This is a genomic window from Ruegeria sp. F11 (assembly GCF_056533855.1).
The window spans coordinates 64,326-86,153 of record NZ_JBQFOW010000014.1 but is presented as its reverse complement, the minus strand read 5'-3'; the positions used below and the strand labels follow the sequence as shown (position 1 = coordinate 86,153).

At 60.9% G+C, this 21,828-nt stretch carries 20 protein-coding genes; 16 read left to right on the top strand and 4 right to left on the bottom strand.

Annotated elements, in window-relative coordinates:
- Positions 1-5: 5 nt before the first annotated feature.
- From ACR0NJ_RS17925 to ACR0NJ_RS17890, 8 genes are read left to right on the top strand one after another with little or no spacing between them, the layout of a single operon-like run.
- Complete coding sequence (locus tag ACR0NJ_RS17925) at positions 6-1,334, top strand: TRAP transporter large permease (protein ID WP_480818467.1); 1,329 nt, start codon at positions 6-8, stop codon at positions 1,332-1,334.
- A gap of 12 nt (positions 1,335-1,346) precedes the next feature.
- Positions 1,347-2,654, top strand: a complete 1,308-nt coding sequence (gene hisD / locus ACR0NJ_RS17920; RefSeq protein WP_480818466.1) for a histidinol dehydrogenase — start codon at positions 1,347-1,349, stop codon at positions 2,652-2,654.
- Positions 2,647-3,408: an SDR family NAD(P)-dependent oxidoreductase gene (locus tag ACR0NJ_RS17915; protein WP_480818465.1), complete on the top strand. Its 762-nt coding sequence runs from the start codon at positions 2,647-2,649 to the stop codon at positions 3,406-3,408. The genes hisD and ACR0NJ_RS17915 overlap by 8 nt, the downstream gene beginning before the upstream one ends.
- Positions 3,405-4,385, top strand: coding sequence for an alcohol dehydrogenase catalytic domain-containing protein (locus ACR0NJ_RS17910; protein WP_480818464.1), 981 nt, complete (start codon positions 3,405-3,407; stop codon positions 4,383-4,385). Before ACR0NJ_RS17915 ends, ACR0NJ_RS17910 begins: the two co-directional genes overlap by 4 nt.
- Before the next feature lie 22 nt (positions 4,386-4,407).
- Positions 4,408-4,818 carry a universal stress protein gene (locus ACR0NJ_RS17905; protein ID WP_480818463.1) on the top strand — a complete coding sequence of 137 codons (411 nt, stop codon included), beginning with the start codon at positions 4,408-4,410 and terminating at the stop codon, positions 4,816-4,818.
- A gap of 47 nt (positions 4,819-4,865) precedes the next feature.
- Positions 4,866-5,372, top strand: coding sequence for a sulfopyruvate decarboxylase subunit alpha (gene comD, locus ACR0NJ_RS17900; RefSeq protein WP_480818462.1), 507 nt, complete (start codon positions 4,866-4,868; stop codon positions 5,370-5,372).
- On the top strand, positions 5,369-5,923 hold the full coding sequence (gene comE, locus ACR0NJ_RS17895; protein WP_480818461.1) for a sulfopyruvate decarboxylase subunit beta: 555 nt from the start codon (positions 5,369-5,371) through the stop codon (positions 5,921-5,923). The genes comD and comE overlap by 4 nt, the downstream gene beginning before the upstream one ends.
- A complete protein-coding gene (locus tag ACR0NJ_RS17890) occupies positions 5,923-7,017 on the top strand; it encodes an alpha-hydroxy acid oxidase (RefSeq protein ID WP_480818460.1) in 1,095 nt (364 codons plus the stop codon). Before comE ends, ACR0NJ_RS17890 begins: the two co-directional genes overlap by 1 nt.
- Here ACR0NJ_RS17890 and ACR0NJ_RS17885 read toward each other — a convergent pair.
- Positions 7,014-7,850: an IclR family transcriptional regulator gene (locus ACR0NJ_RS17885; protein WP_480818459.1), complete on the bottom strand. Its 837-nt coding sequence runs from the start codon at positions 7,848-7,850 to the stop codon at positions 7,014-7,016. The genes ACR0NJ_RS17890 and ACR0NJ_RS17885 overlap by 4 nt on opposite strands.
- A 208-nt stretch (positions 7,851-8,058) precedes the next feature.
- Here ACR0NJ_RS17885 and bhcA point away from each other — a divergent pair, with 208 nt between their 5' ends.
- Genes bhcA through bhcD form a run of 4 tightly spaced genes read left to right on the top strand, consistent with a single transcriptional unit; the run spans position 8,059 to position 12,415 of the window.
- Positions 8,059-9,249, top strand: a complete 1,191-nt coding sequence (bhcA, locus tag ACR0NJ_RS17880; RefSeq protein ID WP_480818458.1) for an L-aspartate--glyoxylate aminotransferase BhcA — start codon at positions 8,059-8,061, stop codon at positions 9,247-9,249.
- A gap of 11 nt (positions 9,250-9,260) precedes the next feature.
- The gene (bhcB, locus tag ACR0NJ_RS17875) at positions 9,261-10,235 is read left to right on the top strand and encodes a beta-hydroxyaspartate dehydratase BhcB (protein ID WP_480818457.1); all 975 of its coding nucleotides are present in this window, start codon (positions 9,261-9,263) and stop codon (positions 10,233-10,235) included.
- Between the two features lie 10 nt (positions 10,236-10,245).
- Positions 10,246-11,409 (top strand): 3-hydroxy-D-aspartate aldolase BhcC, encoded by a 1,164-nt coding sequence (gene bhcC / locus ACR0NJ_RS17870; protein WP_480818456.1) that lies wholly within the window; start codon positions 10,246-10,248, stop codon positions 11,407-11,409.
- A 16-nt stretch (positions 11,410-11,425) separates the two neighbouring features.
- On the top strand, positions 11,426-12,415 hold the full coding sequence (gene bhcD, locus ACR0NJ_RS17865; protein ID WP_480818455.1) for an iminosuccinate reductase BhcD: 990 nt from the start codon (positions 11,426-11,428) through the stop codon (positions 12,413-12,415).
- Between the two features lie 28 nt (positions 12,416-12,443).
- Here the strand turns inward: bhcD and ACR0NJ_RS17860 are convergent, their stop codons facing one another.
- The gene (locus ACR0NJ_RS17860) at positions 12,444-13,217 is read right to left on the bottom strand and encodes a FadR/GntR family transcriptional regulator (RefSeq protein WP_480818454.1); all 774 of its coding nucleotides are present in this window, start codon (positions 13,215-13,217) and stop codon (positions 12,444-12,446) included.
- Positions 13,218-13,551: 334 nt separating this feature from the next.
- Between ACR0NJ_RS17860 and ACR0NJ_RS17855 the strand changes: the two genes are divergently transcribed.
- The 4 genes from ACR0NJ_RS17855 (at position 13,552) to dld (ending at position 19,684) form a co-directional block, all read left to right on the top strand.
- Complete coding sequence (locus ACR0NJ_RS17855; protein ID WP_480818453.1) at positions 13,552-14,601, top strand: TRAP transporter substrate-binding protein; 1,050 nt, start codon at positions 13,552-13,554, stop codon at positions 14,599-14,601.
- A 116-nt stretch (positions 14,602-14,717) separates the two neighbouring features.
- A complete protein-coding gene (locus tag ACR0NJ_RS17850; RefSeq protein WP_480818452.1) occupies positions 14,718-16,781 on the top strand; it encodes a TRAP transporter large permease subunit in 2,064 nt (687 codons plus the stop codon).
- A gap of 11 nt (positions 16,782-16,792) precedes the next feature.
- Positions 16,793-17,944, top strand: coding sequence for an alpha-hydroxy acid oxidase (locus ACR0NJ_RS17845; RefSeq protein WP_480818451.1), 1,152 nt, complete (start codon positions 16,793-16,795; stop codon positions 17,942-17,944).
- Between the two features lie 18 nt (positions 17,945-17,962).
- Positions 17,963-19,684 carry a D-lactate dehydrogenase gene (dld, locus tag ACR0NJ_RS17840; RefSeq protein ID WP_480818450.1) on the top strand — a complete coding sequence of 574 codons (1,722 nt, stop codon included), beginning with the start codon at positions 17,963-17,965 and terminating at the stop codon, positions 19,682-19,684.
- 53 nt (positions 19,685-19,737) lie between these two features.
- On the opposite strand, the gene ACR0NJ_RS17835 is transcribed toward dld, so the two are convergent.
- Together ACR0NJ_RS17835 and ACR0NJ_RS17830 are read right to left on the bottom strand one after the other, a co-directional pair.
- Complete coding sequence (locus tag ACR0NJ_RS17835; RefSeq protein WP_480818449.1) at positions 19,738-19,962, bottom strand: hypothetical protein; 225 nt, start codon at positions 19,960-19,962, stop codon at positions 19,738-19,740.
- A gap of 149 nt (positions 19,963-20,111) precedes the next feature.
- Positions 20,112-21,818: a SulP family inorganic anion transporter gene (locus ACR0NJ_RS17830; RefSeq protein ID WP_480818448.1), complete on the bottom strand. Its 1,707-nt coding sequence runs from the start codon at positions 21,816-21,818 to the stop codon at positions 20,112-20,114.
- Between the last annotated feature and the right edge of the window lie 10 nt (positions 21,819-21,828).

Genomic DNA, 21,828 nt, shown 5'->3' with positions numbered 1-21,828 from the left:
CCCGGATGCTTTGGAATTCCCTCAATCAAACTGTGGAACTGGGCTGGGATTTCTACGTCCCCGTCATCCTCTTTGTCGGCCTGATCGCGCTGGCTGTTCCGGTCTGGGCGGCCATCGGGACAGCCGCCATCGTCATGCTGGTCATGTCCGGCGACCTGCCATTGAGCCTTGTGGGCGAAAGCCTGTTCACCGGCATCGACGCCTTTGCCCTGACCGCCGTGCCTTTGTTCATCCTGACCGGGGACGTACTGGTCCGCACCGGCTTGTCGCGCAAATTTCTGGACGTGGCCGAGGCGCTGACCTGTTTCGCCAAGGGTGGTTTCGGGTCTGCCACCGTTCTGGTTTGCGGCATGTTTGCTGCGATCTCGGGCTCGGACGCCGCAGGGGCCGCCGCGGTGGGGCGCATGACCATCAACCGTCTGGTCGAAAGCGGCTACCCGCGCCCCTATGCTTGCGCTTTGGTGGCGGCGGGGGCCTGTACCGGCATCCTGATCCCGCCCTCGATCGCTTATATCATCATCGGTTTGGTGCTTGGCATTTCTGCCTCGACGCTCTTTTTGGCCGCGCTGATCCCGGGTTTGGCCATTCTGGTCTCGATCCTGATCACCAACATCATCATGAACCGCATCTACGCCTATGAAGGCGGCGGGATGATGACCATGGGCGAATGGCTGGCCAATCTGGGCAAGGCGTTGAAATCCGGCTGGTATGCCTTCATCGTGCCTGGGATCATCTTCTACGGCATCTTCTCGGGCCGACTGACGCCCACCGAGGCCGGTGCCACGGCCGTCGTTGTCACCATTATCATGGGCTTCATCCTGCGTACGCTGACACTGGCCGATTTCCCCTCAATGCTGGTCAGTTCCGCCAAGGTGAACGGGGTGATCCTGCCGATTATCGCTTTCTCGGCCCCACTGGCCGAGGCGCTGGCGATCATGGGTGTGCCGCAGGGCTTTGTGACATCCGTGACCAACCTGACCGACGATCCGTACCTGCTGATCCTGCTGATGATCGGCATCCTGATCGCCGCAGGCTGCGTCATGGAGACGACACCGAACATTGTGATCCTTGCCCCCATCCTGAAGCCGCTGGCGGACAATATCGGTATGAACGAGATTCAGTTCTGCATCATGATGATCACGGCGCTGGGCGTGGGCTTCATCACCCCGCCGCTGGGTCTGAACCTGTTCGTTGTTTCCGGGATAACCGGAGAATCAATTCTAAAAATCGCAGCCCGTGCTGTTCCCTTTGTCTTGACCATGCTGATTGTGGTTCTGTTGATTGCGTATGTACCCGCAGTCTCAACCACATTGCTTCCTGAAATCTACCAATAGGATTTGCTGAAAATGCCGCGTGACTACTTGAAAAAGGCGACTTTGACGGCGCAATCGCATGCGTCCGAGGTGCACGATACGGTCAAAACCATCCTTGCCGATATCGAGGCCGGCGGCGACGCCAAGGCGATGGAATACGCGGCCAAGTTCGACAAGTTCGAAGGCAACGTGCTGATGACGCAGGCCGAGATCGACGCCGCCATCGCTTTGGTGCCCGAGAAGCTGAAGGCCGATATCCGCTTTGCCCATGACAACGTGCGCCGCTTTGCTGAGGCCCAGAAAGCGACCGTTTCGGATGTCGAGGTCGAGATCGTGCCGGGCGTCATCGCCGGTCAAAAGGCGATCCCGGTCGATGCGGCGGGCTGTTACGTGCCGGGCGGTCGTTACAGCCATATCGCGAGCGCGATCATGACGGTGACAACGGCCAAGGTCGCCGGATGCCGCCACATCACCGCCTGCTCTCCGCCAAAGCCGGGCGAAGGCGTTGCACCCGCGATTGTCTATGCCGCGCATATCTGTGGCGCGGACAGCATTCTGGCCATGGGCGGCGTGCAGGGTGTGGCTGCGATGACCTATGGCCTGTTCGGCCTGCCGCGCGCGAATATCCTCGTGGGTCCCGGCAATCAGTTCGTGGCCGAGGCCAAGCGCATCCTCTACGGCAAGGTCGGCATCGACATGATCGCGGGCCCAACTGACAGCCTGATCCTGGCTGATGGGACCTCGGATGCGCATGTGGTGGCAACGGATTTGGTCAGTCAGGCCGAGCATGGGTACAATTCGCCCGTCTGGCTTGTGACCGATGACCGGGTGCTGGCGCAGAAGGTCATGGACCTGGTGCCCTCCCTGATCGAAGACCTGCCGGAACTGAACCGCGAAAACGCATCTGCGGCGTGGCGCGACTATGCCGAGGTCATAGTCTGTTCCGACCGCGAAGAAATGGCCGCCTGTTCCGACGAATACGCCCCCGAACACCTGACCGTTCAGGCCCAGGATCTGGATTGGTGGCTGAACCGGCTCACCTGCTATGGCTCGTTGTTTCTGGGCGAAGAGACCACCGTTTCCTATGGCGACAAAGCCACCGGCACCAACCACGTACTGCCCACCTCAGGCGCGGCCAGCTATACTGGCGGGCTGAGCGTGCACAAATATATGAAGATCGTCACCTGGCAGCGGGCCACGCGCGAAGGTTCGAAACCCATTGCCGTGGCGACGGCCCGCATTTCCCGACTGGAAGGGATGGAGGGGCACGCGCGCGCCGCCGATGTGCGGCTGGCCAAGTATTTCCCTGATGAACAGTTTGACCTGACCGCCGATGGATGACCCCCGCGCGCTATTCGATCTGTCCGGTCGGGTCGCCTGCGTCACCGGAGCAAGCGCGGGTCTTGGGCGGCGCGTGGCGCAGGTGCTGGCTGCAGCCGGGGCAATGGTCGTTGGCGTGGCGCGCCGTGCGGAGGCACTGAACCAGCTTTGCGACGAGATTGGAGAGCGGTGTGCGGCGGTTGCTGGAGATGTGGCCGACCGGGCGCATACCGGGGCGATGGTCGAAAGCGTGTCCTCTAAATTCGGGCCACCCGACATTCTCGTCCACGCCGCCGGGATCAACACGCGCGAGGTGGCGGATGACGTGACCGAAGACGGCTGGGATACGACTCTGGCGCTGAACCTCAGCGCGCCGTTTTTTCTAAGTCAGGCCATGGTGCCCGCGATGAAAGCGCGGGGCTGGGGCCGGATCGTGAACTTCGCCTCGCTGCAGACAACCCGCGCCTTTCCTGGCGGCATTGCCTATGGTGCGACCAAAGCCGGGGTCGGGCAACTGACCCGCGCCATGGCCGAGGCCTGGTCACCCCACGGCATCACCGCCAACGCCATCGGGCCGGGGTTCTTCCCGACCGAGTTGACGCAGACCGTTTTCGACGACCCCGAACGCGCGGCTCGCAACGCAGCGCAAACCTGCATGGACCGCAACGGACGGCTAGAGGATATCGACGGCCCGATCCTGTTCCTGTGCTCGAAAGCCTCCAACTACGTGACAGGCCAGATCCTCATGGTTGACGGGGGGTTCACGGCGAAATGAAAGCTCTGGTTTATGACGGCGTCGAACAACTGACGTTTCGGGAGGTTCCCGATCCAGCCCCCGGCCCGGGTGAGCATCTGGTGCGGGTTGAAACGGTTGGCATTTGCGGCTCGGACATGCACGCCTATCTCGGGCACGATGCGCGGCGGCCCGCGCCGCTGATACTGGGGCATGAAGCTGCGGGCGTGATTGTGGGCGGGCCACAGGACGGCAAACGCGTCACCATCAACCCCCTGATCACCTGTGGTACCTGCCCGGCCTGCACCGCAGGGCGCGAGAACATTTGTGCGAACCGTCAGATCATCTCAATGCCGCCACGCGAAGGAGCCTTCGCGCAGTACGTCGCGATGCCCGAGGCTAATCTGATCGAGGTGCCCGATCACGTGCCGTTGTCCAAAGCCGCGCTTGCGGAACCTCTGGCGGTCAGTTGGCACACGGTACGGCTGACGGTTGAGGCCTTGCACCCCTCGATGGACAAGCAGGCTTTGGTCATCGGCGGCGGCGCGATTGGCCTTGCGGCGGCGCTGGCGCTGCAGGCGATGGGGATTGAGGACGTAACCATTGCCGAACCGAACGATCTGCGGCGCGAGTTCCTTGGCAAACATTGCGCGTTCAATCTTGTGGCCGCGCCCAAGTCCGAGTTCCCGCTGGTGATCGACGCGGTTGGGTATGCAACCACCCGCGCCACCGCCTCGGCCTGTGCGGCACCCGGCGGCGTCATCGCGCATGTTGGTCTGGGCGAGGATACCGGGGGCCTCGACATCCGGCGCATGACTCTGCAAGAAATTACCTTCATCGGTACCTACACCTACACCGCCGACGATTTCCGACAAACGGCGCAGGCCATATTCGACGGCAGGCTCGGCCCCCTGGACTGGCCCGAGGAACGGGCCTTGTCCGATGGCGGGCAGGCCTTTCGCGAACTGCGCACTGGCGCGGTTGCATCGCCCAAGATTATCCTGAACCCGTGGGATTAAGCCTGCAGCAAAGGAGGCAGACATGTATAAGAAAATCCTCGTTCCGATGGCGCTGGACCACGGCATTTCGCAGCATACGCTGGAAGTGGCCCGCGCGCTGTCCGCAGACGGAGCCCAGATCATCGCGTTGCATGTCTATGAGATGCCCCAGGGGTCGGTCAGTGCCTATCTCGACAAATCCGTTGTCACCGAAGCCTATGAGCGCGCGCGCAGCCAACTGCTGGACAAGATCGAAGGGCTCGAGGGTGTGACCGCCGATATCGTCAAGGGCCACACCGCCCGTACCATCATCGACTACGCTGCTGAACACGCGGCGGATTGCATTGTCATCGGGTCGCACAAGCCCGACCTGAGCGACTATTTCCTTGGATCGACCGCGTCACGGGTCGTTCGCCATGCTCCCTGCGCCGTTCACGTGCATCGCGGGGTCTGACCGTTCAATCGCGCCGTGTGCGCCCCAAACAGGACTGACTGCTGGACATGAATATCGACAAGAAGATCACTGACGATCTGGTGGCGAACGATATCTCGTTCGTGACCACCGTCCCCTGCAAGCAACTGGCTGGCGTCATCGACGAAATAGACCAGCGGGACGGTATCTACCACATCCCCTCGAACAAAGAGGATGAGGGGATGGGCCTGTGCGCAGGCGCATGGATGGGCGGCAAACGCCCGGCAATCATCATGCAGAACACCGCCATCGGCGTGACGATCAACACGCTGGCGACGCTGATCCAGTACTACCGGATGCCGCTGCCCATGCTGATCTCGTACAGGGGGGAATTGCGCGAACCCATCGCCTGTCAGGTTGAAATGGCGGTGCACACCAAAGCCCTGTTGGCGCAGTTGAACATCCCGACCTACCACTTCCACCACCAGCATGATGTCGAGGAACTGGACGCGATCCTGAAATACACCTTCATGTGCAACAAGCCGGTCGCCATCCTGACCGACGCCAACTTCTGGGGAGGCTATGGCGACCAATGATCCGTTCTGAAATCCTGAAAGAAATCGCTCCGATCCTGCGGGATCAGCTTGTGGTCTGCAACATCGGCATCCCCAGCCAGGAGCTGCACGCCATCGACGATCAGCCCACCAATTTCTACATGCTGGGCACGATGGGGTTGGCTTCAAGTATTGGTCTGGGTTTGGCGCTGGCGCAGCCGAAACCGGTGATCGTGATCGATGGGGATGGCTCGATCCTGACCAATCTGGGGACGCTGCCGACCATCGCCAACAACGTCGCCGACAATTACATCCTGCTGATTGTCGATAATGGCTCTTACGGTTCGACCGGGGATCAGCCCACTTATGCCGGGCAGAAAACCTCACTGTCGAAGATGGCCGAGGCCGCAGGATGCGAGCGCGTGATCGAGTGCCCGGCGGAAGATACGGGCCGGGTGCTGCAAGAGGCGCTGGACGCGAAGCAGATGACCATCATCGTCAGCAAATGCGAAAGCGGCAACGCCAAGATGCCTCCGATCACGATGGACCCGGTGGTAATCCGCGACCGGTTTATGACGGCCCTTCAGGCCTGATGCCATCCAGCGCCATTCACAGCGCCGAGGACGCCCGTCGTCTTGCGCGGCGGCGTTTGCCGTGGATGGTGTTCGACTACATCGACGGGGCCGCCGGGGCGGAAACCGGCGCGGCCCGCAACCGCGCGGCGCTGGACGCGATGACCTTGCGGCCCCGTATTCTGCGCGATGTCAGCCAAAGGTCGCTGAGCAGAGCGATCTTTGGCAAGCCTGCCCAACGTCCGTTCGGCATCGCCCCGATGGGGATGTGCAACCTGTCCGCGCCGGGTGCAGATCTGATGCTGGCCCGACTGGCCGCGCGCTGGGCGGTGCCGCTGGGTGTGTCCACGGTCGCCTCGACCCCGATGGAGGACCTGATTGAAACCGCCGAGGGCAACGCTTGGTTCCAGCTCTATTTCAGCGGCGACGGCTCCGGCACGTTCAAGCTGGTGGACCGTGCCAAGGCGGCAGGCTACGAGACCCTAGTTCTGACCGTGGACGTGCCCGAGGTCGGTCGGCGACCGCGAGAGTTGCGCCACGGGTTTCGAATGCCGTTCCGGATAGGTCTGCGCCAGTTTGTCGATTTTGCCCTGCATCCGCACTGGTCACTGGCGACCCTGTTCAAAGGCAGGCCACAGATGGCCAATTTCCTGATGCAGGGGTACGCGTTCGATCGCACCGAAAGCCGCGCCAAGGCAGATTGGGGCACGCTGGCCCGCTTGCGGGATCAGTGGCAGGGCAAGCTGGTGGTCAAGGGCGTTCTGGACCCCGAAGACGCGGTTGCACTGAAACAGGCCGGGGTGGATGCGATCCAGGTCTCCAGCCATGGCGCGCGGCAGTTGGACAGCGCTCCTGCGCCGTTCCTGATGCTGCCCGAAATCCGAAAGGCGGTCGGGCAGGAATTCCCCCTTTTCTACGACAGCGGCCTGCGGTCCGGTGAGGATGCGTTAAAGGCGCTGTTGAGCGGCGCCGATTTCGTTTTCTTTGGCCGCATTCTGCAATTCGCAATCGCTGCCGAAGGCGAAAACGGGCTGGACCAGCTCTGGTCCGTTCTGAGCGATGAAATGAGCATCGCGATGGCGCAGATCGGCCTGACTTCGGTTGGCCGAACCTAGCCGCCTGCCGTCTCTGGCTGTTTCGGCTTTCCACCAACCGCTGCGGTGATATCGCGGGCCGCTGTTGCGACCAACGCACCGAACCGCGCAACGGATGCATCGCGAAACCGCGCGGTGGGGCCGGATACCGAGACCCCAGCGAAGGGTTCACCCTGTTCGTTGTAAATCGCGGCCCCGATGCAAGACATGCCCGAATGCCGTTCCTCCTCGTCAAAGGACCAGCCACGTTCGCGAATGCGATCGAGATCGGACAACAAGGCCTCGGCATCTGCGAGGGTGCGCTGCGTGAAATTTTCGAAACGCGCCCCGGACAGGATTTTGTCCAGCGCCGCGCGCGACATGGCCGCCAGCAACGCCTTGCCCGTACCCGAGGCGTACATCGGCGTTCGTGACCCGGCTGGGAAAAACGCACGGATCGGGTTGCTGGTTTCGATCTGGCTGACAAAGACCACATCACCGCCATCCGGCATCGCCATATTCGCGGTTTCACCCGTGTCCTGCATCAGCTTGCGCATGATGGGGCGACCGATTCCAACCACATTGTTGCGTTTCAGAAAGGACGCACCGGTCCGGTAAGCCTCGATCCCGACCATCCACTCCTGCCGGGTTTCATCGAAGCTTACGAAGCCCCGGTTGGACAATGTGGTCAGTATCCTGTGCGTCGTCGCGGTGGGCACACCGGTTTCGCGGCTCAGATCGCTGAGCGTGCAGCGTTCCAGCTGCGCCACCGCGCTGAGCGTTCCCAGCGCGCGGTCCAGTGATTGCATCGTTCCGGCCGAACTTTCCTTGAACTGCGATTTCGGACGCCCCCGCGCGCGTTGCTGAGTTTTCACCGTTGATTCCCTGTGTTTTAGAACCTGTTCTCAGCAGTTCTGACATATTTTTTCATTAATTGAAAATGTGACCTAAAAAATGAAAAAATCGCTGATCCTTCTATTACAGGGCCTTGGCCCAATTTTTCACCTGCCAAAAAACATTTTCGAGAAAATTGCAAAACTCCGCGTCGAATAAGATGCTTTTACCAAAGCGGAGGAAGATGCGATGTCCAACCAAAACCCGGTGTTCATACCCGGCCCGACCAACATCCCGGATCGTGTGCGTTTGGCCATGCAGGTTCAGACGCAGGACCACCGCGCGCCGGATTTCGTGGAAACTTTCGCGCCTGTGCTGCAGGACACCAAGAAGGTTTTCGGCACAACCTCGGGTCAGATCGTCACCTTCCCGGCCAGCGGGACCGGCGGGTGGGAGGCGTCGATCACCAACACGCTCAGCCCCGGCGACACGGTTCTGGTCGCGCGCTATGGTATGTTCAGTCACCGCTGGATCGATCTGTGTCAGCGTCACGGGCTGGACGTGCGTATCATTGATTGCCCATGGGGCAGCGGTGCCCCGGCAGACAAGTTCGCTGAGATTCTCGCCGACGATACGGGCCACCAGATCAAGGCGGTTCTGGTTACCCACAACGAGACAGCCACCGGCGTCCGGTCGGATATCGGCGCAGTGCGCAAGGCATTGGATGCCAGCGATCACCCGGCGATGCTGTTTGTGGATTGCGTCAGCTCGCTGGCCTCGATGCCGTTCGAGTTTGATGCGTGGGGTGTCGATATCGCCGTCTCGGGCTCGCAGAAAGGGTTCATGCTGGCGGCGGGGATGGCCATTCTATGCGTCAGCCCAAAGGCAATTGATGCGATGGAGCAGGCGAAGTTGCCGCGCACCTATTTCGATTTCCGCGACATGATGGCGGCGAACGCGTCGGGCGGGTTTCCCTACACGCCGCCGCTGCAACTGATCTATGGCATGCGGGAAAGCCTGAAGATGCTGTTCGAAGAAGGCCTCGACAACGTTTATGCGCGCCACTTCCGTCTGGCCGAGGGCGTGCGCAAGGCCACTGCTGCGTGGGGGCTGCAGTTGGTTGCACAGTCGCCGGACCTGTATTCCGACACAGTCAGCGCGATCTATGTGCCCGACGGGTTCGACAGCAACGCTTTGACCGACCACGCGTTCAACGCCTATGGCGTCAGCTTCGGTATCGGTTTGGGTGAGATGAACGGCAAGGCCTTCCGCATCGGCCATCTGGGCAGCCTGACCGACGTTATGGTTCTGTCCGGCCTCGCGACGGTCGAGATGGCGATGGCCGATCTGGACTATCCCATCGCGCTGGGCAGCGGCGTCGCGGCGGCGCAGGAGTTCTTTCGCTCGGGCAGCGCGAACCCTTTGCAATCCGTGGCTTGAGGACAGTTTCGATGCTTGACGATATGACGACAGCCGATTGCCTGACCGTTGCCGATATGCAAGAGGCGCATGACCGGATCAGGCCCCATATCAATCGCACTCCGGTTATGCGGTCGGCCTTTCTGGACGATGTGACCGGTGCGCAGCTTTTCTTCAAATGCGAGAACCTGCAGGAAGCCGGGGCCTTCAAGGTCCGCGGGGCCTGCAACGCGGTCTTTGGTCTGAACGATGAGGCCGCAGCGCGCGGTGTCTGCACCCATTCTTCCGGCAACCATGCGCTTAGCCTTTCCTATGCGGCGGGTCGGCGGGGTATTCCGTGCAACGTGGTGATGCCGCGCACAGCGCCGCAGGCCAAGAAAGACGCAGTGCGCCGCTATGGCGGGATCATCACCGAATGCGAGCCGTCAACAACCTCGCGCGAGGCGGTGTTTGCCGAGGTCCAGGCCAGCACCGGCGGCGAGTTTGTGCACCCCTATAACGACCCGCGCGTGATTGCGGGGCAGGCGACCTGTTCGGCGGAATTGCTGGAACAGACGGACGGGCTGGATGCGGTGGTCGCGCCGATTGGCGGGGGTGGCATGATTTCGGGCACCTGCCTGACCCTGTCCAACCTTGCGCCCGACGTGAACATCTATGCGGCCGAGCCGGAACAGGCCGATGATGCCTATCGCAGTTTCAAAGCCGGGCACATCATTGCCGATGACGCGCCCGTAACCGTCGCTGACGGGCTGAAGGTGCCGCTGAAGGAAAACACCTGGCATTTCGTGTCGAACTTCGTGCGCGATATTCACACGGCCAGCGAGCAAGAGATCATCGACGCGATGAAGATCACCTGGAAGCACCTGCGCATCGTGATGGAGCCGAGCAGCGCCGTGCCGCTGGCCACCATTCTGAAGAACCCGGATGTTTTCCGGGGCCAGCGCGTTGGGGTGATCATCACCGGCGGAAATGTGGACCTGGATAAACTGCCCTGGATCAGGGGCTGAGGAGGAAGTCATGAACAAGCCTGTAAATATCGATCAACTGGACGTTGGCTTCGACATCCCAGCCGCCATCGGCATGGATGAGGCCGAGATTCAAACCCCCGCCCTGGTGCTGGATCTGGACGCGCTTGAGCGTAACATCAAAAAGATGGGCGACTATGCCAAGGCGCACGGGATGCGCCACCGGGTGCATGGAAAGATGCATAAATCTGTGGACATCGCGCAGTTGCAGGTCGATCTGGGCGGGGCCTGCGGGATCTGTTGCCAGAAAGTGTCCGAGGCCGAGGTTTTTGCCCGAGGCGGCATCAAGGATGTCCTGGTCTCCAATCAGGTGCGCGACCCGGCCAAGATCGACCGTCTGGCACGGATGCCCAAGCTGGGCGCGCGGACGATCTGCTGCGTGGACGATATCGACAACGTTGCAGACCTGTCCGAGGCCGCGCAGCGTCACGGCACGGAAATCGAATGTCTGGTCGAGATCGACTGCGGCGCGGGCCGCTGCGGAGTGACCACCACCCCCGAGGTCATCGCCATCGCCAAAGCCATCGATGCGGCTCCGGGGCTGAAATTCGCGGGCATTCAGGCCTATCAAGGCGCGATGCAACACATGGACTTGTACGAGGACCGCAAAGCCAAGATCAACATCGCCGTAGCGCAGGTCAAAGACGCCGTTGATGGTTTGAAAGCCGAAGGTTTGGATTGTGACATCGTCGGCGGCGGTGGAACTGGTTCCTATTACTTTGAGAGCACCTCAGGCGTTTATAATGAGCTGCAGTGCGGGTCCTACGCCTTCATGGACGCCGATTACGGTCGCATTCTGGACAAGGACGGTAACCGGATCGACCGGGGCGAGTGGGAGAATGCGTTCTTCATACTCACCAGCGTCATGAGCCACGCCAAGGCGGACAAGGCCATCGTGGATGCGGGCCTCAAGGCGCAGTCGGTGGATAGTGGCCTGCCGGTGATCTTTGGGCGCTCGGATGTGGAATACATCAAATGTTCGGACGAGCATGGCGTTGTTGCCGACCCGGACGGGGTTCTGAAGGTCAACGACAAGCTGCGGTTGGTGCCGGGGCACTGTGACCCGACGGCCAATGTGCATGATTGGTATGTGGGCGTGCGGGGTGGCAAGGTTGAAACCCTGTGGCCGGTATCAGCACGCGGCAAGGCGTTTTGAGCTGAGGGGGAGGAGCATGAAGGACATGTCTGAAAAGGGCCTGCTGATCGTCGGAGAAGACCTGTGCCAGCAACTGGTCGGGCGTAAAGATGCGTTCACCGCGGTCGAGGCTGTCTTCGCTGCGATGGCCCGCGGTGATGCCTATAACTTCCCGGTCATTCGAGAGGCCATTGGATATGCCAACGCTTTGTACGGCTTCAAATCCGGCTTTGATCGGGCGGGGCAGGTGTTGGGTGTAAAATCCGGCGGGTACTGGCCGGGAAACATGGACAAGGGCCTGACCAACCATCAGTCCACCGTGTTCCTGTTCGACCCCGATACGGGCCAACTGGCCGCGCTGGTTGGCGGCAACTATCTGACGGCTGTGCGGACAGCCGCATCATCTGCGGTGTCGATTGCCCATCTGGCGCGACAAGACGCCAAAGTGCTGGGCATGGTCGGTGCGGGCCACCAATCCGCGTTCCAACTGCGCGCGGCTGCCGAGCAGCGCGATTTCGAGAAAGTGGTCGCCTGGAACCCGCACCCGGATATGCTGCCGCGTCTTCAGGCAGTGGCGGAGGAGATTGGTCTGGAGTTCGAAGCCGTCTCGCAACAGGAACTGGGCGCGCAGGCGGATGTGATTATTACCATCACATCGGCGTTCGAACCGCTGCTGATGCGGGACTGGATCAAGCCCGGCACTCATCTGGCCTGCATGGGCACCGACACCAAAGGCAAGCAAGAAGTCGACCCGACGCTGGTTGCAGCCGCCGCAGTGTTCACCGATGAGACCGCCCAATCCACCACCATCGGCGAGGCGCAGCACGCGATTGCAGACGGGTCGCTGACGTCACACCAGATCACTCCGATCGGTGCGGTGATCAATGGCGATCATCCGGGGCGGAGCAGCGCTGACGAAATCACTCTGTTCGACGGAACCGGTGTCGGTTTGCAGGACCTCGCCGTGGCGTCGGTCGCCGCACGGTTGGCGGAGGAAAAGGGATTGGCGCAACGGGCAGTCCTCTAGCGACCGCCCAAAGCTGGGATTCAGCAGATCACCGGGACAGCATGCGGCGCTTTTCGGCCATAGCCTCCCGGCGGCTCTGTTCGATCCCCAGCTTGAAGGATTCCTCGACAAAGTCGATGTGATCGGTCGCCGCCTTTTCGGCGCGCGCTTCGTCGCCGTCGATGACTGCCCGGCCCAGTTCCAGGTGCTGCTGCAACAGCTTCTCGCCGGTTCCGTCTATGCTTCGCAGGAAGTCACGATTGTAGAACACGCCCCGGCGGGTCAGGTCATAGATCGACGCCATCATGTGGATCAGCGTGGCGTTCTGGCTGGCATCCACAATCGCCGAGTGCAGGGCAAAATCCGCCTCTTGTGAGGCTTTCGTATCGCTTTCCCGCCAGGCACGCTCGTTTTCGTCCAGAATCTCGGCAATCCGTTCCTTGTCGGCCTTTGTTGCCCGTCGTGCGGCAAGCCGGGCGGCAAAGCCTTCCTGCTCTCTGCGATATTCGAGATAGTCGAAAAAGGCGGGCTCGTGCCGTTGGTACAGGGCCAGAAGGGCTGGCATCATGGCTTGTCCTGTCAGCGCAGCCACAAACGTGCCTTCGCCATGTTGCGTGGTGACAAGTCCGCGTTCTTCGAGCACGGCCAGCGCTTCGCGCAGTTTCGGGCGCGACACGCGCAGCATCTCGGCCAGATCACGCTCTGACGGGAGTTTGCGGCCCTGTTTCAGGATACCCGAGGCGATCAGGTCTTCGATCTGCGATATCACGGCTTCGGCCAGCGATTCGTGTCCGACCGGTTCAAAAATCGCCATGCTGCTCATGTTGGTACGCCTCTGTTTGATCCGGGCACAGTGCCAGTGGCAAACAAATATAACCATATCTGCAAAAAATTCAAGCGGCTGAATTATTGGGCTGAGATCTCTGTAGGACCCTATTTTTAAACAATTTTTAATAACTAGCGGCACAACACAGCATGGTGCAGCGCCGCGCTTTTATCAGAAATTGCGGCACCCAAGCTCGCCTTAGTGGACCTCAGTGGTAAATAAAATTATTGACTGGATGGTGATGGTAAAGTTAGTTTACCACCGGAGAGGCGCTGGAAGAGCCTGCGCCGCTGATCGGGCAAACATCCCGACCAACCCTGGAGGAGATTTCATGAAGAAGACCCTGACGAGCCTCGCTGTGGCCGCCAGCCTGCTTGCCGCACCTGCGGTTGCGGCTGACAAGCTGCTGCTGAAAACCCCGATTGCGTTCTCGACCGAACTGCCGGGTCTGGGCTCGCCCATTCCGCGCGTTGCCGAACAGCTTGACCTGATGTCGGGCGGCACGCTGAAGATGAAAGTGTACGAGCCGGGTAAACTGGTTCCGCCGTTCGAAATTCTGGATGCCGTTTCCACCGGCAAGATCAACTCGGGCTACACCACCGCTGGTTACTGGGCTGGTAAAATCCCCGCCGCGCCGCTGTTCTCGGCCGTTCCTTTCGGCCCCGAGGCAGGCGAATACATGGCGTGGCTGTATTACGGCAACGGCCTGAAACTGTATCAGGAGATGTATGATCAGGCGGGCTACAATGTGCACGTCATGCCCTGCGCCATCATCGCGCCCGAAACCTCGGGCTGGTTCGCGACCGAGATCAACAGCCCCGAAGACCTGAACGGCCTGAAGATGCGTTTCTTCGGTCTGGGCGGCAAAGTGATGCAGAAGCTGGGCGTTGCAACCTCGCTGCTGCCGGGTGGTGAGATTTTCCCCGCGCTGGAAAAAGGTGCCATCGACGCGACCGAGTTCTCGATGCCCGCCATCGACCAGCGTCTGGGCTTCCACAAGCTGGTCAAGTTCAACTACTTCCCCGGCTGGCACCAGCAGGCGACTGTGTTTGAACTGATGATCAACAAGGACGTCTGGAACGAGACCAGCGATCAGCACAAGGCGATCATCGAAACAGCCTGTAAGGCCTCGATGGCAGACAGCTTTGCCGAAGGTGAAGCCATCCAGCACGCAGCGCTGATCGACAACGTCGAAAACAACGGTGTCACCATCAAGCAGTGGTCGCCCGAGATGCTGGACACGTTCCGCGCCACCTGGGAAGAAGTTGCCGCCGAAGAGGCTGCCAATGACGCCTTCTTCGCTCAGGTTCTGGCCGACATGAACGAGTTCCGCGAAGGCTATGACCTGTGGAAGACCAACGCCTTCCTCCCGCGTCAGTAACCTCCTGACTGACGAAACCGGAGCGGCGGCAACCGCTGCTCCGGTCACTTCTTTCCAAATCCGGAATTTCTAACCTTTCACTGCCCGCGCGCCGGGCTGCTGAGTGAGGAATGACCATGTCCACCCAAAAGAACCTTAATGATCCGGTCGAGGCCTATGAAGGCCTTCTGGAACATCCCGAAACCGACCGCCAGAAAATCGCCGTGGCGATCGACACAGGGGTCAAGGCCGTGGGTCATGTGGTCATGTGGGCCAATGTCCTGCTGATCGCCGCGATCTTCACCCAGGTTTCGCTGCGCTATCTGCTCAGCCAGAACTATCCCAAACTGGACGAGATCCAGTGGCATTTCTACGGCATCGTCACGATGATCGGCATCTCGTACGCCCTGATCACCGACAGCCATGTGCGTGTGGACGTGCTGCACATGCAGCTTTCCCGCCGGGCACAGCGGGTGATCGAGGTGATCGGCATTCTGACCCTTCTGACCCCGTTCATCTATCTGATGATCGATCAGGGTTACGACTATTTCTACGAAAGCTTCCGCGTCAACGAACGCTCGGACAGCCCCACCGGCCTGCCTGCGCGCTGGGCGTTCAAGGCGGTCATACCGATCAGCTTTGTGCTGCTGGCGCTGGCTGCACTGGCCCGACTGATCCATGACGGGCACGCGCTGCTCTACGGACCAGCCTCGGAACGAGAGGGCGCGCCGCTGCGCCGCATCCTGCTGGTGCTGGCCGTTTTTGCCGCCGTCTGTGTGGGCCTGACCTTCCTTGTTGAGACGACCGAGGAAAAGCTGGTCATCGCGATGTTCCTGACCTTCATCGCGCTACTCTTCACCGGTTATCCGGTGGCATGGGTTCTCGCCGGTGTTGGTGTGGCTTACTGCGGTCTGGCCTATCTGTTCGACAACGACCTGATGCTGTGGACCGGGCTGGAAAGCACCTTTACCGGGCTGGATTACCTGACCCTTGGCGCCGTGGTGAACCGGGTCTATGCGACCATGTCGAACGCGGTTCTGGTGGCCCTGCCGATGTTCATCTTCATGGGCCTGATGCTGGACGAATCCGGTGTGGCCGAGCGTCTGATGTCCTCGATGCAGCGCCTCTTTGGCACCGTGCGTGGGGGGCTGGCGATCACCGTGACCTTGATCGGGATCATTCTGGCGGCCTCAACCGGTATCATCGGAGCCTCCGTGGTTCTGCTGGGCGTGCTGTCGCTGCCATCAATGATGCAGCAGAAATACCAACCGACGCTGGCGGCTGGCGTGGTCTCGGCTTCGGGCACGCTGGGTATTCTGATCCCGCCGTCGATCATGCTGGTGATCATGGCCGACCAGATGGCCCTGTCTGTGGGCGACCTGTTCATGGCCGCGGTCTTCCCCGGCGTGATCATCGGTGGCCTGTACCTGACCTACATCTTCATCCTGGCGCTGGTGAAGCGTGACGCGGCCCCCGTGCCCGAGGGTGCCAAGGCCCCCGACTGGGCCGCCGTCAAGGATGTTCTGATCGCCGTCATTCCGACGCTGATGCTGATCCTGGCAGTGCTCGGTTCGATCTTTGCGGGTCTGACCACGCCGACCGAGGCCTCGGGCATCGGTGCGCTGGGTGCCACTCTGCTGGCGCTGGGTTATCGCAAGCTGACTTTCACCAAGCTGTGGAACGTGCTGGTGTCGACTTTCAACACCACCGCCTACATTTTCGCGATCTTCCTCGGTGCGACCGTGTTCTCGTATGTTCTGCGTGAACTGGGCGGGGACGAGTTGATCGAGCATGTGGTGCAATCCACCGGCTTCGGGGCCAACGGCACGGTTCTGTTCATCCTGTTCATCGTCTTCCTGCTTGGCTTTGTACTGGACTGGATCGAGATCACGCTGATCGTACTGCCCCTGATGCGCCCCATCGTGAACGGGCTGGGCATCGACATCCCCGGCTTTGGCGTTCTGGATGAGCCCGCGCTGGTCTGGTTCGTGATCCTGGTGGCAGTAACGCTGCAAACCAGCTTCCTGACACCGCCGGTGGGCTTCGCCCTGTTCTACCTGAAAGGCGTCTGCCCGCCCGAAATCAAGCTGATGCACATCTACAAGGGCATCATCCCCTTCGTGCTGCTGCAGCTGACCGGTCTGGCGATGGTCTTCCTGTGGCCGACCCTCGCCACCTGGCTGCCTTCGGTCGCCTACTAAGGAGCTGCACCATGCGTCTGAACCAATGTCATAACTTCCACGACTTCCGGCGGCTGGCCAAACAGCGGCTGCCGGGGCCCATCTTCAACTACATCGACGGTGGCGCGGATGATGAAGTGACGTATCGCGAGAACACCAATTCGTTCGACCGCTGCGATCTGCTGCCCTCGGTCCTGCGCGGCGTGTCGGATGTGGACATGTCTGTCACGGTGATGGGGCAGAAGCTGGACATGCCGATCTACTGCTCGCCCACTGCCTTACAGCGCCTGTTCCACCATCAGGGGGAACGCGCCGTGGCGGCAGCGGCCGAGAAATACGGCACCATGTTCGGGGTGTCCTCGCTGGGCACCGTGTCGCTGGAGGAACTGCGCCAGAAACACAAGAACCCGCAAGTCTACCAGTTCTACTTCCACAAGGATCGCGGACTGAACGCGGCGATGATGCAGCGCGCGAAAGAGGCAGGCGTCGAGGTGATGATGCTGACCGTGGACAGCATCACCGGTGGAAATCGCGAACGTGACCTGCGCACCGGGTTTTCGATTCCGTTCCGGCTGACGCTGGGTGGTATGATCCAGTTTGCGATCAAGCCGATGTGGGGCATCAACTACGTCACCCACGAGAAATTCCGCCTGCCGCAACTGGAAGAACATGTGGATATGGGCGGCGGTGCCAGCTCGATCGGCGGCTACTTCACCGAGATGCTGGACCCGTCGATGAACTGGGATGACGTGGCGCAGATGGTGCGCGACTGGGACGGTCAGTTCTGCCTGAAGGGCATCATGACGGTCGAGGATGCCAAACGCGCGGCTGAGATTGGCTGCACCGGCATCATCCTGTCGAACCACGGGGGCCGCCAGTTGGACGGCTCGCGCACGCCTTTTGACCAACTTTCCGAAATCGTTGACGCCGTTGGCGACAAGCTGGACGTGATGATGGACAGCGGCATTCAGCGTGGCACGCATGTGCTGAAAGCGCTGTCGCTGGGGGCCAAAGCGGTTGGTGTCGGTAGGCACTATCTGTATCCGCTGGCCGCTGCCGGTCAGCCCGGTGTCGAACGGGCGCTGGGGCTGATGCGCGCCGAGATTGAGCGCGACATGAAGCTGATGGGCGTCACCAGCATCGACCAACTGAGCCGCGAGAACATCCGCTTTCGCGCCGCATAGACCGTAACGGAGGCTGCCATGACCAATGATGAACTGATTACCAATTTCCGTTCAATTGTTGGTTCGCGCCATGTCCTGACCGGCGAACGGGCCACCGAACGGTTCCGCCGCGGTTTCCGCTCGGGTGAGGGCGAGGCGCTGTGCGTCCTGCGACCTGGCAGCTTACTGGAGCAGTGGAAAGTGCTTCAGGCCTGCGTGGCTGCCGACAAGATCGTGATCATGCAGGCGGCCAATACCGGTTTGACCGAAGGCTCGACCCCGTCCGGCAGCTATGATCGCGACGTGGTTCTGATCAACACCCGCCGCATGGATGCGCTGGTGCCGCTGAACGAGGGCGAACAGGTGGTCAGCTTTCCCGGTGCCACCCTGTTTGCGCTTGAGAAACTGCTGGCCCCGCTGGGGCGCGAACCGCATTCGGTGATTGGCTCGTCCTGCATTGGGGCCTCGATTGTCGGCGGTGTTTGCAACAATTCCGGCGGCTCTCTGGTCGAGCGTGGGCCGGTCTATACCGAACTCTCGGTCTACGCGCAGATCACCGAGACCGGTGAGTTGGAGTTGGTCAATCACCTGGGCATCGATCTGGGCGAGACGCCCGAAGAGATCCTGGGCAACCTGGACGCCGGAACTTTCGACCGCGCTCCGGGGGAGACCAATAAACGCGCCTCGGCCAGTGATTACGCGCAGATCGTGCGGGACGTGGATGCCCAAACGCCGGCCCGTTTCAACGCGGACAAGGCGAAGCTGTTCGAATCCGCAGGCTCGGCCGGGAAACTGGCGGTTTTTGCGGTGCGGCTGGATACATTCCCCAAGAATGAGGCCGAGAAGGTCTTTTATATCGGCACCAATGACCCGGGCGATCTGGCCGCGCTGCGTCGGCACATCCTGTCCGAGTTCACCTCACTGCCCGTTTCAGCCGAATACATGCAGCGCGAGGTGTTCGACATCACGGCGCGCTACGGCAAGGACACGGTTGTCATGATTGACAAGCTGGGCACCGACCGGCTGCCGATGTTCTTTGCCCTGAAAGGCGCGGTGGATGCGCGACTGCGCCGTATCCCGGTGCTGCGGAACTTCACCGATCGTTTCATGCAAATGGCGGTGGCGCTGTGGCCTCGGGTCTTGCCCAAACGGATGACCGAGTTCCGCGATCGCTATGAACACCACCTGATCCTGAAAATGAAAGACGGCGGGATTGATGAGGCGGCACAATGGCTCCCCGATTTCCTCGGTGACCGCGACGCCGACTTCTTTGAGTGCACCGCGCGTGAAGCTAAGATCGCGGGTTTGCATCGTTTTGCGGCAGCCGGTGCTGCGGTACGCTACATGGCGATCCACGCCAATGAGGTCGAGGATATCATCGCCCTCGACGTCGCCCTGCGCCGGAACGATCTTGACTGGCTGGAAAAACTACCGCCCGAGATCGAAGATCAACTGGTTCACAAGCTCTATTACGGCCACTTCATGTGCCACGTGATGCATCAGGACTACGTGGTCAAGAAAGGCGCGGACCCCAAGGCGCTGAAGGCAGCGATGCTGGCCCTGTTCGACGAACGCGGCGCGGAATACCCGGCCGAGCACAATGTGGGGCATTTGTATAAGGCCAAGCCCGATCTGGCGGCGCATTACAAATGTTGCGATCCGACCAACTCGTTCAACCCCGGCATCGGGAAAATGTCAAAAGCCCGCAACTACGGTGAAGGGGCCGAAGGTAGCGATCAGACCAGAACACCTGCCGCCTAGACCTTAGGCCGTGATGAACGGCGTGCAGGCTTGCACTATGTCGCCCGCGGCGTTCAGAGCCAGAGCGAGTCTGTGAAGACGCGGTGAACGATGCGTTCGCGCGTCAGGCCGCGCTTCTGCAGTTCCTCGTCGCTCAGTGATTGCAGGTAGTTGACCTTGCGGACGCGCGATTGCGCCTCGGCCAGGCTGACCAGCGCGTTCGTGATCGCTGAGCCGAACTTTGCAATCAGGCCCAGGACAGAGAAACCGGTTTGCGATTGATGTGCTGTATGTGCCATCAGGACCCCCGTAGGAATTGGTCCTCCCATCGGTTGTATATGGCGTGGTGTCACCCTTACTGTGAAGGGGGTATTTGGTCATGGCGGCCTTGCCCATACCGCAACGCAGCCGGGATGCGGGCCGTAAAAACAAGAATAACCCTGCCGTGTTAGCTGTTGTCTTTTGGGCGTTTGCGAAAGGCGCTCACCAGATCCTGGCCGGTTTCAAAAATGAAGCTTTCTCCGACCTGTTGGACCAGCCCATATCGCGTCAGTTCCGCGCGCACATCGGGTTCCACCATGGCAAAGACCAGCCTGATATTTCGGGCCTGCAGCTCCCTATGGATGCTGCGCAGCGTGTATCCGGCGGTGAAATCGACCGTGTCGATGGCCGAGGCATCAATGCAGAACCAGTCAATCTCTGGGCCCGAGCCCCGGACAATCCCGATCACATCGTCCGAGAGCCGCTGCATGTTCGCGTAATACATCCCGTGGGAAAAGCGATAGATCACAAGGCCCGGTTCGAACTGGTTCGGAGGCGACAGCGCCTTGGAATGCCAGCCGCCATCGTCGGTCTGAACGATCACCGAGTTCTTGGGCCGGTAGCCCCGGCGCGTATGATCGACCAGCGACAGGACCATCGCGAAGATGATGCCCTGTTCAACGCCCACCACAACGACAACGGCAGCGGTTGCGACCGCGACCCAGAACTCGGATCGCGCCTGCCTATAAATGGCGGCCAGCCCGCGCAGGTCGATCAGTTTTACGCCGATCAGGAACACGATGGCCGACAGCGCGGCCGTCGGCATAAAAGCCAGAGGTCCGGTCAGAAACAGGATGACCACCAGTACGATCACCACGGTGGTCAGTTGCGCGATCTGGCTGCGCCCACCGGCGCTGGCGACCATCTCGGTCTTGGTGGGGCTGCCGTTCACCACGAAGGTCCCCGTGACTGCAGCGCCCAGATTGGCAAGACCCAGCCCTACAAGATCGGTGTTCTCGCTAAACCTCTCGTCATACCGGGCGGCATAAGCGCGCGAGGTCGCGGCGCTTTGGGCCAGAATGACGACAAAGATCGACAGGGCGGTGGGCAGCAGTTGTTTGAACAGCGACCAACTCCATTGCACATCCGGTAGCGAAAGCGAAGGTAAACCGCCGGGCACTGTGCCCAGCAGTGCGACGCCGAGCGTATCCAGTTGGAATCCCCAACTGCACAGGATTACCGCGACAACGGCGATCAGCGGCCCCGGTATTTTGCGCGACAGGCGCGTGAGGCCCAGAACCGTCGCCAATACGGCCGTGGCAACCGCAAGGGTTGGCCCGTTGATTTGACCGAGGTTCTGAAACACGCCCCGCAGCTTGGTCAGGGTGCCGTGGCCTGCGACTTCGAAGCCCAGCATGCCGGGGATTTCGCCGACGGCGACCTGAACCCCGACGCCGGTCAGAAACCCGACCAGCACGGTTCTGGACAGGAAATCCGCCAAAAATCCCAGCCCGATCAGCCGCGCGGCGATCAGAAGCACTCCGGCCATCATCGCCAGAAGCGAGGCCAGCGCCAGATACTCCGATGATCCGGACACCGCCATCCCGGCCAGCGCCGATGCGGTGATCGCTGCTGTGGCGGAATCCGCGCCAACGACCAGATGCCGCGACGATCCGAACAGCGCAAAAAGCGCCATCGGGATCAGGATCGTATACAGCCCGGTGATAACCGGTGTTCCGGCGATTTTGGTGTAGCCCATAACCTCGGGGATCGCGAGGCAGGCAAAGGTGATACCAGCCAGAATCTCGGTCGGAAGATGCGCCCGGTCAATGGGCAGAATGCCCTGCAGAACAGGGGAGGAAACCGGCCTTGCGCGTGTGCGATTCGTCCCCATTTCCGTCCTC